14 protein-coding genes are annotated in these 11,483 nt (G+C 69.3%); 5 read left to right on the top strand and 9 right to left on the bottom strand.

Annotation, left to right across the window (positions count from 1 at the left end):
• Window positions 1-59: 59 nt before the first annotated feature.
• A complete protein-coding gene (locus tag ACWELJ_RS30705) occupies window positions 60-533 on the bottom strand; it encodes a nitroreductase/quinone reductase family protein (RefSeq protein ID WP_452369595.1) in 474 nt (157 codons plus the stop codon).
• Between the two features lie 123 nt (window positions 534-656).
• On the opposite strand from ACWELJ_RS30705, the gene ACWELJ_RS30710 reads away from it, so the two are divergent.
• Window positions 657-1,250, top strand: coding sequence for a TetR/AcrR family transcriptional regulator (locus ACWELJ_RS30710; RefSeq protein WP_452369596.1), 594 nt, complete (start codon window positions 657-659; stop codon window positions 1,248-1,250).
• On the opposite strand, the gene ACWELJ_RS30715 is transcribed toward ACWELJ_RS30710, so the two are convergent.
• Both ACWELJ_RS30715 and ACWELJ_RS30720 read right to left on the bottom strand, forming a co-directional pair.
• Entirely contained in the window at window positions 1,251-1,538 is a 288-nt protein-coding gene (locus ACWELJ_RS30715) for a hypothetical protein (protein WP_452369597.1), read from the bottom strand.
• A gap of 182 nt (window positions 1,539-1,720) precedes the next feature.
• Window positions 1,721-2,707, bottom strand: a complete 987-nt coding sequence (locus ACWELJ_RS30720) for an alpha/beta fold hydrolase (protein ID WP_452369598.1) — start codon at window positions 2,705-2,707, stop codon at window positions 1,721-1,723.
• Window positions 2,708-2,936: 229 nt separating this feature from the next.
• Between ACWELJ_RS30720 and ACWELJ_RS30725 the strand changes: the two genes are divergently transcribed.
• Window positions 2,937-3,365 (top strand): hypothetical protein, encoded by a 429-nt coding sequence (locus ACWELJ_RS30725; protein WP_452369599.1) that lies wholly within the window; start codon window positions 2,937-2,939, stop codon window positions 3,363-3,365.
• Between the two features lie 123 nt (window positions 3,366-3,488).
• Here the strand turns inward: ACWELJ_RS30725 and ACWELJ_RS30730 are convergent, their stop codons facing one another.
• Together ACWELJ_RS30730 and ACWELJ_RS30735 are read right to left on the bottom strand one after the other, a co-directional pair.
• A complete protein-coding gene (locus ACWELJ_RS30730) occupies window positions 3,489-5,444 on the bottom strand; it encodes an acyl-CoA dehydrogenase family protein (protein ID WP_452369600.1) in 1,956 nt (651 codons plus the stop codon).
• A 127-nt stretch (window positions 5,445-5,571) separates the two neighbouring features.
• The gene (locus ACWELJ_RS30735; protein ID WP_452369601.1) at window positions 5,572-6,756 is read right to left on the bottom strand and encodes an AAA family ATPase; all 1,185 of its coding nucleotides are present in this window, start codon (window positions 6,754-6,756) and stop codon (window positions 5,572-5,574) included.
• Window positions 6,757-6,912: 156 nt separating this feature from the next.
• On the opposite strand from ACWELJ_RS30735, the gene ACWELJ_RS30740 reads away from it, so the two are divergent.
• The 3 genes from ACWELJ_RS30740 (at window position 6,913) to ACWELJ_RS30750 (ending at window position 8,490) form a co-directional block, all read left to right on the top strand.
• Window positions 6,913-7,167 carry a hypothetical protein gene (locus tag ACWELJ_RS30740; protein WP_452369602.1) on the top strand — a complete coding sequence of 85 codons (255 nt, stop codon included), beginning with the start codon at window positions 6,913-6,915 and terminating at the stop codon, window positions 7,165-7,167.
• A gap of 284 nt (window positions 7,168-7,451) precedes the next feature.
• Complete coding sequence (locus ACWELJ_RS30745) at window positions 7,452-8,051, top strand: C40 family peptidase (RefSeq protein WP_452369603.1); 600 nt, start codon at window positions 7,452-7,454, stop codon at window positions 8,049-8,051.
• A gap of 16 nt (window positions 8,052-8,067) precedes the next feature.
• Window positions 8,068-8,490 carry an RNA-binding S4 domain-containing protein gene (locus tag ACWELJ_RS30750; protein WP_452369604.1) on the top strand — a complete coding sequence of 141 codons (423 nt, stop codon included), beginning with the start codon at window positions 8,068-8,070 and terminating at the stop codon, window positions 8,488-8,490.
• An 87-nt stretch (window positions 8,491-8,577) separates the two neighbouring features.
• On the opposite strand, the gene ACWELJ_RS30755 is transcribed toward ACWELJ_RS30750, so the two are convergent.
• The 4 genes from ACWELJ_RS30755 to ACWELJ_RS30770 form a co-directional block, all read right to left on the bottom strand.
• Window positions 8,578-9,711: a cation:proton antiporter gene (locus ACWELJ_RS30755; protein ID WP_452369605.1), complete on the bottom strand. Its 1,134-nt coding sequence runs from the start codon at window positions 9,709-9,711 to the stop codon at window positions 8,578-8,580.
• A 7-nt stretch (window positions 9,712-9,718) separates the two neighbouring features.
• Window positions 9,719-10,108, bottom strand: a complete 390-nt coding sequence (locus ACWELJ_RS30760; RefSeq protein ID WP_452369606.1) for a hypothetical protein — start codon at window positions 10,106-10,108, stop codon at window positions 9,719-9,721.
• Window positions 10,109-10,143: 35 nt separating this feature from the next.
• Window positions 10,144-11,199, bottom strand: coding sequence for a KR domain-containing protein (locus ACWELJ_RS30765; RefSeq protein WP_452369607.1), 1,056 nt, complete (start codon window positions 11,197-11,199; stop codon window positions 10,144-10,146).
• A 22-nt stretch (window positions 11,200-11,221) separates the two neighbouring features.
• Window positions 11,222-11,483: hypothetical protein (locus ACWELJ_RS30770; protein WP_452369608.1), on the bottom strand; the 262-nt coding region annotated here is incomplete at its 5' end.

The following is an 11,483-nucleotide window of genomic DNA, read 5'->3' on the forward strand; positions in this document are numbered from 1 at the left end:
CGGGCGGCCGCCGCCCGCGGGGCCGCCACCGTCCCTGACGAATCGGCGTGCGCCGCGCGCTACCAGAGCGGGTGGAGACGGACGACGGCGGCGCCCTCGGCGACGGCCGCCGCCAGTTCCTCGCGATTGATGGTGCCGTCCGGGTGCAGGCTGATTCCGGCGTACTTCCCGTGGGTCGGGTTGTGCTCGAGGATGATTCGGTACGGCTCGGCCGCCGCGTCCACGTCGGTGATCACCTCCCAGTCGGCGGTGAGTTCGCGGCGTCCCAGCGTGACGCGGACCGGCTCGCCGGGGCGAAGATTGCGCCGCCATTTCGCCGCGGTGCCGATCAGCAGTGTGCCGTCGTGTGCGACGTAGGCGACCGGGTTGGCGTACTCGCGCCCGCTCTTGCGTCCGATCACGGTGATGATGAGCAGCTTTCCGCTGACCACGCGGTGCAGTGGGGAGCGCAGCATCCAGCGCATGACGGCGTCCAGGCGTTCCTGTTTGCGGGTGGCGGCCGGGTTCGGGGTGGTGGTGATGGGCTGGGACATCGCGGAGACCTCCGGTGCGCTATTTACTGAGTGCCTACTCAGAAAATACGACCAGGTACGGCATACTGCAAGGGTCGTGACGGAAAGCGGCGGTCGAAACCGCCGGAGGTGGCAGGAGGCGACATGGCGACCCGCGCCCGAGGGCGGCCGAGCACCGGCGTGCGCGAGGCGGTGATCGCCGCGGCGCAGCGGGTTCTCGCGGAATCCGGGCTGGCCCGGCTGTCCACCAAGGAGATCGCGGCCCGTGCCGGGGTCGCCGAATCGAGCATCTTCTATCACTTCGGTGATCGAATGGGCCTGCTACAGGCGGTGATCCAGGATCGGCTGCGGCCGTTCAAGGACCTGCTGGCCGATACGCCCGTGACCGATCTGCGCACGGACCTCACGGCCCTGCTGGTCACGCTCGAGGAGTTCTTCGTGTCCGCGCTGCCGGTGATGGCCGCGGTGCAGTCGGATGCCGAACTGCGGGCGGTCTACCGGGAACGCAGCCGGGATCTGGATCTGGGCCCGCATCGCGCGGTCGACGGCGTGGTCGCGCACCTGTCGGCCCGGGGTGTCGTGGCCGGGGATCTGCGCACCCCGGCCCTGCTGCTGGTCGGCGCGGCTCATCAGCGCGCACTGCAGCGGCAGCTGAGCCCACCCGACGCGCTGGCCGAATTGCCGAGCCCCGACGCCATTGTCGAGGTGGCTCTGCTGCTCTTCGAGAAAAAGGATTAGCTACTTGGTGCGGGGACGGGAGTGGAAGCCGAGGCCCTCGTCCTGCGCGCCCATCCACGCCGCCTCGTCGTGCTTGGCGTCGGGGACGTAGATGGTCTCCTGCTTCGCGGCCGGAGACTCCGGGGGCGGGGTCTGCTCGAACTCATCGGCATCGATGCTGAGCCGCTCCAGATCGTTCTCCAGCCGGCGGATCGTGCCCGCGTCCCCGTAGTGCGAGCGCAGGGCGCCCACGCACTGGCGGAGCTGGCCCACCGCGTAGCGGAGTTCCGCAATCTCGCTGCGTGTCATCGAAAACCTCCTCGACCCGTGTGACAGACCACACATCGTGATCTACAACACAGTACGTGATCATGCGGGATTCGTCTCGTCCGCGATGGATATTCGCAGCTCCGGGGCCTGTCGCGAGGGCTCGAATTGAGGTCTGACACGTTTCAGATCTACGAATCGGGCCGTCGCCGAGCGGGTTCCGGCTACCCCGCGATGGCGTATTCCGGCCCGCCGTCGGAACCGAAATCCGGCTTCCCGGCGCGCATCGCCGCGGTCGCCCGCGCCACCAGCCCGACCACCGCCGCGGCCACCTCCTCGGCCCGCTCCAGGATCACGCTGTGCCCGGCCCCGTCCAGGCGCACCAGTTCGGCGTCGTCGACCTGGGATGCCAGCACCACCGAATGCGCGAACGGGATCATGATGTCCGCGGACCCGGCCAGCACCAGCACCGGAATCTCGCCCAGCCGGTGCAGGGTCGCGGACTCGTCGAACTGGATCAGCGATTCCAGGAAGCTGGCCATGGTCAGCAGCGAGGTGTCGTTGAGCATGGCCGTCGCCACCGCCAGCATGCGCGGGCTCACCTTCCGGGTGCCCAGGGTGGCGTCGCGCATGATCGGCTCGAAGATCCTGCGGCTCAGGTGCTTCGAGGCCTGCATGGCCCGCGGCGCGCGCTTCACCGCCGCCCGCAGCGAGCTCACCGCCGGCGGGCTGAGCAGCCGCCCCAGCCCCACCCGGGTCACCCCGTTGGCGGCACTGGAGATCAGCCCGACACCCACGATCCGGGTCCCGATCGCGGTCGGGTGCAGCCGCGCGTACGCCAGCACCGTCATCGCGCCCATCGAATGCCCCACCAGCACAACGGGTCCGGTCGGCACCACGGCCCGCAGCACCGCGTCCAGATCCTTGGCCAGCTGCTCGATGGTGTACGTGGACGGGTCCGCGTTGCCCGAATCCCCGTGTCCGCGATGGTCGTAGAACACCATGTGGGTGTCCTCGCCCCAGGTCTCCATCAGATGCCCGCGCATGAACGCCCACGACTCGGCGCGCAGACAGTGTCCGTGCACGAACACCACGGTGACCGGGGCATCGGTGGCGCCGAACTCGCGGACCGCGAGCGGCACCCCGTCATCGGCCGTGACGGTGATGTGGCGGCCGTCGAAATCGGCCGCACGGGAATTGAGCGTGGACATGACGTCCTCCTGAAGAGTGCGCCTTCTTGCCCGGTTGTCGGAATGGATGCCCCCCGCGTTAACCCCCTACACCAGGCGTTATGCACAAGTTGTCCAACTGTCTCCGCTGATCTATACAGCCTGCCGACGGATCCGCCCCCGTCTCGGCAACTTGCACCTCATGGATATCTACTTATATCTAGCAAAAACAATAGAAATGTCTAGATAGTGCACGACTACAGTTGGGCCGGTGACGCGAGACCGCGTGTTCCGGTTCGTCCATGTCACCGGCCACGCCTGCTGGTGGGTCTTCGTCGTCGCGACTCTCTGGCCGGGGACCACCCGCCTCGGCTGGACCAGTGACGGCGAGATGCCACGCCGCTACGCCGACTACCTCCCCTCGGAGGGCTTCTGCGTGACGAGCCCGATCGCGGCGGTGGCCTTCCTGACGCTGATCATCGCCGCCGCCGTCGAGGCCGTGGCCGTCGGCCGCCTCATCCCCGGCCTGATCACCGTCGGCACCCCACTGCTCGCCGCCATCCTGATCTGGTCCGTGATCCCCGGCGCCTGCGGCGGCGGTTCGAACCTCGCCGTGTTCCCGGCCCTGCTGGTCGTCCTGCTCGCCATCGCCATCCGAGAGATCTGGGCCCGAGCCTTCGCCCCACACCCCTCGTCCTGAGAATCTGCCGCTATATAGGCAATTCACTAGACACCGGCAGACTGCTATCGGTTTCGAGCCGGAACCGGCAGGCGGACACCCTGTTTCGGCGTCCGGGTGTCCGCCTTCGCCCGGCCGACTCGGCTAGGTGGCGGCCTCGGCCTTCGTGGACGGCAGGAACGGGCGGATCAGGTTCGGTTCCGTCGACGGGCCGAACTGCCATTCGGCGATCCAGGGGCCGGTGTCCTCGCTCGGGTCCAGGGCGCCGCCTTCGACCCAGCGGTAGCGGCCGTCGAGAATGCCGCGGGTCAGGTCGGTGTCGGCGTCGTCGGTGTTGGACCAGAGGGCGTCGAAGAGGTGCTCGACGCGCAGGCGGGACTGGCGGCAGAACACTTCGGCCAGTTCCTCGGCGGCTTCGCCGTCGGGGCCGCCCGCCACCCGGAGGGACTGGGCGCGGACGCAGGCGGCGGCCATGGCGAACAGCTCGGCGCCGATGTCGACGATGCGGCCCAGGAAGCCCTGCTTGTATTCGAGCTTGGCCTGCCAGCGGGCCATGCCGTACATGAGGGCGCGGGCCTGCTTGCGCGACATGCGTTCGACGTAGCGCATATGGCGTGCGAGGGGGCCGAATTCGCCGTAGCTCACCGGTGCGGTGCCCGCGCCGACCGCCAGTTGCGGGAACCACTTGGCGTAGAAGCCGCTCGCGCCGACCGCCGCCTTGGCCTTGTCCTTGAGTTCGGCGTTGCGGTCCACCAGGGCGCCGGCGGCGGCCATATGGGCATCGGCCATCTCCCGGGCGATGAGCAGGCGCATGATCTCGCTGGAGCCCTCGAAGATGCGGTTGATCCGCAGATCACGCAGCAATTGCTCGGCGGAGACCGCCCTTTCGCCGCGGGCCCGCAATGACGCGGCCGTCTCGTAGCCGCGCCCGCCGCGGATCTGCACCAGCTCGTCGGCGATCTGACAGGCCATCTCCGAGGCCCACAGTTTGGCCAGCGCGGCCTCGATGCGGATGTCGTTGCGGTTCTCGTCGCACATGGTGGCCGACAGGTCCAGCACCGATTCCAGCGCGAAAGTCGTTGCGGCGATGAAGGACAGCTTGGTGCCGACCGCGCCGTGCTCGCCGACCGGGCGACCCCATTGCACCCGGGTGGCCGACCACTCCCGCGCGATCTTCAGCGACCATTTGGCCGCCGCGGTGCACATGGCCGGAATCGCCAGGCGGCCCGCGTTGAGGGTGGTGAGCGCGATCTTGAGCCCGTCCCCCTCACGCCCCACCAGGTTCCGCTTGGGGACCCGCACATCGTGCATGCGGGTGACGCCGTTCTCGATGCCGCGCAGACCCATGAACCCGTTGCGCCGTTCCACGGTGATGCCCGGGCTGTCGGCCTCCACGATGAACGCGGAGATGCCGCCGCGGTGCCCCTCGCTCTTGGGCACCCGCGCCATCACCACCAGCAGTTCGGCGACCACGCCGTTGGTGGTCCACAGCTTCACGCCGTTGAGCTCGTAGGCCTCGCCGTCGGCGGTCGGGGTGGCGGTGGAGGCCATGCGCGCCGGATCGGAGCCGACATCGGGTTCGGTGAGCAGGAACGCGCTGACCGCGCCTTTGGCGCAGCGCGGCAGGAACTCTCGCTTCTGCTCCGGGGTGCCCGCCAGCTTGAGCGGTTCGGGCACGCCGATCGACTGGTGCGCCGAGAGCAGCACGCCGAGGCTGGCGTGCGCGGAGCCGACCAGCATGAGCGCCCGGTTGTAGCCGACCTGCGAGAGGCCGATCCCGCCGTATTCCTCGGGAATCTTGAGCCCGAAGCAGCCGAGTTCGGCCAGCCCGCGCACGTATTCGTCGGGGATGCGGCCCTCGGCCTCGATGCGCAGGCCGTCGATGGTCTCGCAGAACGCGCGCAGCCGGGTCAGGTAGGCCTCGATCTTGGCCTCGTCGGCGGCGCTGGGGCGGGGGAAGGGATGGATGAGGTCGAGCCGGAATCGGCCGAGGAACATCTCCTTGGCGAACGATGGCTTGGCCCAGGTGGTTTCGCGGGATTCCTCGACCAGTGCCCGGGCCTGTTCTTCGGTGGCGTCGACTTTGGCGACAGTCGCCATGATGTCCTCCTCGACCGTGATGAGAATCACATTCGAGTGTAGGAGTCTTTGTTACCCGCCGGTAGGGCCTGGCAAAGATCAAGAACGCCGGTCACGCGACGATCTTGATTGAGCGGCTATTCGATAGCTATTGCACGCCCCGCAGGTATCGGCCGAAATGCGGGACCGTGAAACCGATCGTCCCGCGCTCCGCGGAGTAGATCAGCCCCTTCTTGATCAGCCCGTCGCGCGCCGGGGACAGCGACGCCGGCTTGCGGCCCAGCTCGTTCGCGACCGCGGAGGTGGCGACCGGGCCGTCGTCGCCGGACAGATCGGCCATGGCGCGCATGTACTCTCGCTCCGCCGGGGTCGCTCGCTCGTAGCGGGAGCCGAAGAAACCGACCGCCAATTCTTCTTCCGCGGCCGGTGCCGCCACCGCCACATCCTCGGCCGAGATCGGACTGCGCGCCGCCGCGTCCCACGCCGCCTTCCCGTACGCCTGCACGAAATACGGGTACCCGTCGGCCTTCTTGTAGAGCGTGTCCAGCGCCTCCGCCGAGTACGCCACGTTCTCCCGCTCGGCGGGCGCGATCAGCGCCTGATCCGCCGACTCCCGATCCAGCCGATCGATCCGGTGATAGGAGAACAACCGCTCGGAGTAGCTCTTGGACGCGGTCAGCACCGCGGGCAGATGCGGCAGCCCCGCCCCGACCACGATCAAAGGCGCGGCGTCCTGGCTCAATTCGTGGCAGGCCCCGCAGATGGCCGAGATGTCGGCGGCCCCGAGATCCTGCATCTCGTCGATGAACACCGCGATCCCGACGCCGTGATCGCGCACCAGCGCCGCCGCCTCCATGAGCAGCTCGACGAGGTCGATCTCGATGTCCCCGGAATCGGCGCGCCCGGTCACCGCGGGCACGTCGATGCCCGGGTTCCAGCGCTCCCGCATGCCCTTGTCGGCGGTGGAGCGCAGCGCGAAAGCCTTGAGAATCCCCAGGAAATCGTCCACCTGCTCCGGATTGCGGTGTCCCACGGCCAGGGAACGCACCGCCATGTGCAGCGCCGAGGCCAGCGGCCGCCGCAGTTCCTGATCCGGTCGCGCCTCCAGCTTCCCGGTGCCCCAGCCGCGGCCGCGGGCGGCGGAGCGAAGCTGATTGAGCAGCACCGTCTTTCCGACCCCGCGCAGTCCGGTGAGCATGACGCTGCGTTCCGGCCTGCCCTTCGCCACCCGCTCCAGCACGATGTCGAAGGCCGCGAGCTGCCGGTCCCGGCCCGCGAGTTCGGGTGGCCGCTGCCCCGCGCCGGGTGCGTAGGGATTCTTGACGGGGTCCATGCGGCCCAACCGTAGCGCGGGAATCACCGATTATCCGGGTATCTACGGCGGGCCCTAGAGACAGCTATCAACCGGCATGCGGCACATGTGCCCGCGGTGTCGCCCGGGGTCTCTACCCTTATGCCTGATTCGTTGGGATCCAGGGCAGGAGGGTTCATGTCGGAAGAAGTCGTACCCCCCACCGTCGCGGAGGTGGTCGAGTCCTGGAACGTCCCCGCCGAGGCGGTTGTCGCCGCGCGCATCCGCAACAACATCCTGGTCGCCATCGAGCGCGGATACGACGATCCGCAGTTGGTGGCCGACCTCGCGGTGGGTCCGCTGGTGATGGCCCTGGGCCAGCTGGAAGTGGACCTCGCCGACGCGCGCCGGCGGATTGCCGAGCTGGAGCGGGCGGCCCAGGCCAAGGGTTGATAACGGCCGGAACGATCACCTATATCGTCTCGTGATCCACGGCTCTTTACACCGAAATGACCGCTTAGCGGGACGTTTTCGGAAACATCGGACATGCCGCCCGTGTCGGGTGGACAACGTGGCGGCCGAGTCGTAATCTTCTCGTGACTTAGCGGAGTCTGTTGCTTCATCGGAGAGGCAGCCCGTGAAGTTACAAGCAGCACGATCGGAGATGCGTCTCAGTGGGTAAGCACAGCTTGCAGCAGGAATCGAAGCTTCCGGCTTCCGTGAAGGGTGCCATCGTGATGGGTGCGATGGCGGCGACGACTACTGGTGTCTTCCCGGCGATCACCGCCACGGCCGCCACCGTCGAGATCCCCGGCATCGGAAACTTCGATGTACCGGACGAATTCGCGCCCCAGGTGCAGTCGTTCAACGAGACCGTCAAGAACGCCGAGACGGCCCTGCAGAACCCGAGCATCGGCGCGCAGGTCGGCGCCCAGCCCGGTACCCCGGCTCCGCAGTTCCAGCTGCCGACCATCTTCAACAAGCCGAGCTCGGTGGGTGACATCGCCCTGCACGCGGCCGAGACCAAGGTCGGCGCCCAGTACTCCTGGGGCGCGACCGGTCCCTACAGCTTCGACTGCTCCGGTCTGGTCCAGTGGGCCTACAAGCAGGCCGGAATCGAGCTGCCCCGCACCAGCTTCGAGCAGTCCAATGTCGGCGCCCCGGTCGCCTTCGACGACCTGCAGCCCGGCGACATCGTCATCACCAACGGCGGCGGCCACGTCGGCATCTACGCCGGCGACGGCAAGCTGCTGAACGCGGTCCAGTCCGGCACCCCGGTCTCCTACACCCCGCTGCACGCCAGCCAGGTGGTCACCGCGCGCCGCGTGAACGCGTGACCGTATCGTCTAGAGCGTGACCCCTGCTCCACTGAGCACTACGGCCCAGGCCCGAGTTGATTCTTGGACCTGGGCCGTCCGCATTTTCAAGACCCGCTCGGCGGCCGCCGCGGCCTGCCGTTCCGGGCATGTCCGGGTGAACGGCGTGCCGGTGAAACCCGCGCACTCGGTGAAGCCCGGTGACGAGATCCGGGTGCGGGTCCATGGGACCGAGCGCATCGTCATCGTCGAGCAGCTCATCACCAAACGGGTGGGCGCGGCCGTGGCCGTGCAGTGCATGATCGACAAGAGTCCGCCTCCGCCCGATCCGCAGCTGGCCGCGCTGATGCCGCGCCGGGATCGCGGTGCGGGACGCCCCACCAAGCGCGAGCGCCGCGAGACCGACAAACTTCTCGGTCGCGAGCTCCCCCGCCTCCCTGGGACTTCAGCGCCCGACTGAGTGCCGTTCCCGGTCCCACCTGCGGTCCGGCGGTTGGGAGCCAACCCGATTCTGGGCGTACCCGGGGGTTACCCTCGCCTCACGAGATCAGTTGTCCCGCTGGGTCTGGGCAGCGCTTCGCGCGCCCCAGGCGGCCGCAGCGATCGTGATGAGCGCCCCGAACATCAGCGCGGCCGGTTCGCCCGGTTTCAGCACATGCAGCTCGGTGCCCACCGTGACCGCCGCGACCGGGACCCCGATCTGCGCCGAGGCGATGGCGCCCAGCGGAACCGGCTGACCCAGCACCCGCATGAGCGTGTGGGCCAGCACCGCGCCCGCCCCGAGCGCCAGGCCGAGCAGGATCAGGTACGGGTGGTCGCCGAATTCGCGCAGGTTCAGCCGCGCACCCAGCCAGACGAAGAATAGGGGCGCGAGGAATCCGTCGCTCAGCGCGAACAGCTGCCGGGCCACCCGGCGCGGTTCGCCGACCGCCGCCACCGCCAGGCCGAGGGCGAACCCCGCCAACATGATCGACACGTGGCCGCGGGTGGCCAGCGCGCCGAGCGCGAACAGCAGTACCAGGCTGACCCGCAATTCGAGGGCGAACTTCCGGTCCTCGGATACCGTGTGCAGCCGGTGCCGGATGCCGGAATCCTCGAGCCAGCGCAGGAAGAAGTAGACGATCACCGCGGCCGCGGCGACCAGCAGCGCGCCGATGGCGGTCCGGCCCGCATTGCGGGTATCGATCACCAGCGGCAACGCGACCACCGCGGCCGCGTCGGCGAGGGCGACCTGAGCGGTCAACTCCAGGACCGGCTTTCCGCCCAGTCCCTGCGAATCGATGATCGGCAGCACGATCGCCGCCGACGACGAGGCGATGAGCACCGCGTAGAGCAGCCCGTGCCCGGTATCGAACCAGGCCGCGATGCCCACCCCCGCGAGCATGGCCAGCACGCCCACCGCCACCGCCCGCACCGCACCGTGCCCGAGCGCCGAACGGATGGCCGCGTCGCGGACCGGCACGTGGGTGCCCGCCACGAACATGACCACCGCGAAGCCGACGTCGGCGAGGAAGGTGAAGGTCGGGTCGGACGGATGCAGCAGGCCGAAGCCGGTGGTGCCGAACACGATCCCGGCCAGCAGCTCACCCAGGATCACCGGCAGATGCCAGGACTGCCGCCACGCCAGCCAGGGTCCGGCCAGGCCGAGCAGGGTGATCAGGGTGAGGGTCTGGAAGTTCACGCCGAGCTCACGGCAGCGAGGCGATCTTCACCGGGATCGCGATGTTCTCGTCGGTGTAGTAGATGGCGCACACCCGGTGGTAGCCGTCCACGATCTGCATGGGCACGTTCTTGCGGAAGTCGCCGCGCACCACCAGGATCGGCGAGAGCGATTTACCGGCCGTGATCTTGGCCAGGTCGCGTCGCACATAGGGGTTGTAGCTGGGCAGGATCTCCAGCCGCGAAGCACGCAGCAGATCCTTGGCCTTCTTGTACGTCACGGGCGCGTCCCGCAACGATCGCACGACCCGCTCGATGACGTCCGGCTCCGCCAGCATCTCGAGGTAGTCCGCGGCGGCCGGGTAGTCGTGCTCGTCCGGCTCCTTCTTCCACTCGACCGTGATCTCGGGATCCGCCATCCAGTCATCATGCCTCAGCCCGCGCCGATCCGGGCTCAGGCCGCGGGCCCGACCTCCCATTCCACGCAGATGACCCGCCGATCCGCCTGCGCGTCCGCGAGTTCCCGCACCGCCTCCGGGCCGCCCGCGCCGGGCGCCGAGGTCAGCAGCACGGTGAAGTCCGTGGGATCGGGGGCGGTCAGTTCCAGCAGATTGGTCGCCGCCACCAGTCGGGTCGCGCCGGAGGCGTGCACCACGCCCCGCACCGCCGCCCCGCATTCGCGAATATCCTGCAGGGCCGTCGCGAGGTCGGCGCGATCGGCGCAGTCGCACCGCATCATCACGATCCGATCCTCCATCCCGGTCAGCCGCGCGGGCAGCGGCCGCGGCGTGCGCGTCAGCACCACCACGTCCCGGGCGCCGGCGGCCAGCAGCCACCGCACCGCGGCCTCCCCCTGCGGCCCCAGCCCGCCCGCGACCACATACGTCCCCTCGGGCCGGATCTCGACCTCCGGGAACACCGGACCGGGCGGATGTCCGTCCGCGGCGAACCCGGGCCGCGGCCAACTGCCCGAATCGCCGGAATCCGGTCTCCGCCACTGCCGTTGCGGCGGCGTGGTCGTGTGCGGACCCAGCGCGGTCCAATCCACGGTCCGCCCTGCCAGATACAGCCGCGCGATCGTGCGCAACAGACTCCCCGCCTCGTCATCCGCCGCCAGCACGGGCCACGCCCCGTCCCGCAGCGCGATCCGCTCCCGCACCGCGGAGGTCAGCACCGAGGTGGGACCGACCTCGAGCACCGTCGAAAAGCCGTCCGCGACAACACCGTCCAACGCCGCGGCGAGCTCGACCGCCTGCGAGACGTTCTCGGCCCAGTAATCGCCGTCCATCCGAAGCGCGCTGTCATCCGGGGTGCCGGGGCGCAGCACGCCGCCGCGGCGGGCGGTCGAATAGAGCGGGCACCATGGGTGCCGGGGTGCGAGATCGGTGAGTTCACCGCGCAATTCGTGGGCGCGGCCGCGGACAATCGGCAGGTGCGGCGGTTCGTGGTCCGACCCGGCGGGTAGGGGGCCGGGGGCGGAGTCGCTGCCGGCGTTGTCGTCTGCGGTCACGGCGTCATCCGTGTCGTTGCGGTCACGCGCCCGGCGGGGCGGGCTGCAGGGCGGCGATGAAGGCTTCCGGGGTGAGCGCGGGCATCTGCGCCACCGCGGCCCGGAACGAATCGACTTGCGCGTTCACGCCTTCCACCACCTGCTCCACCACAGGCGCGGCCTGCGGCACCGCCGCGACGACCTGCTGCCCCGCATCGGCCACCACCTGCTGTACCACCGGCGCGGCCTGCGCAACCGGCTGCTCCAGCACCGGCGCCACCGCCTGCGCGACTGGCGCCACCTGC

The organism is Nocardia sp. NPDC004582 (assembly GCF_053602115.1).

Excerpts from the sequence above, each read along its gene's own strand:
- ACWELJ_RS30735 (WP_452369601.1), bottom strand. The coding sequence starts at position 6,756 with ATGGACCCCGTCAAGAATCCCTACGCACCCGGCGCGGGGCAGCGGCCA.
- ACWELJ_RS30705 (WP_452369595.1), bottom strand. The coding sequence starts at position 533 with ATGTCCCAGCCCATCACCACCACCCCGAACCCGGCCGCCACCCGCAAA.
- ACWELJ_RS30745 (WP_452369603.1), top strand. The coding sequence starts at position 7,452 with ATGGGTGCGATGGCGGCGACGACTACTGGTGTCTTCCCGGCGATCACC.
- ACWELJ_RS30740 (WP_452369602.1), top strand. The coding sequence starts at position 6,913 with ATGTCGGAAGAAGTCGTACCCCCCACCGTCGCGGAGGTGGTCGAGTCC.
- ACWELJ_RS30760 (WP_452369606.1), bottom strand. The coding sequence starts at position 10,108 with ATGGCGGATCCCGAGATCACGGTCGAGTGGAAGAAGGAGCCGGACGAG.
- ACWELJ_RS30720 (WP_452369598.1), bottom strand. The coding sequence starts at position 2,707 with ATGTCCACGCTCAATTCCCGTGCGGCCGATTTCGACGGCCGCCACATC.
- ACWELJ_RS30715 (WP_452369597.1), bottom strand. The coding sequence starts at position 1,538 with ATGACACGCAGCGAGATTGCGGAACTCCGCTACGCGGTGGGCCAGCTC.
- ACWELJ_RS30710 (WP_452369596.1), top strand. The coding sequence starts at position 657 with ATGGCGACCCGCGCCCGAGGGCGGCCGAGCACCGGCGTGCGCGAGGCG.
- ACWELJ_RS30730 (WP_452369600.1), bottom strand. The coding sequence starts at position 5,444 with ATGGCGACTGTCGCCAAAGTCGACGCCACCGAAGAACAGGCCCGGGCA.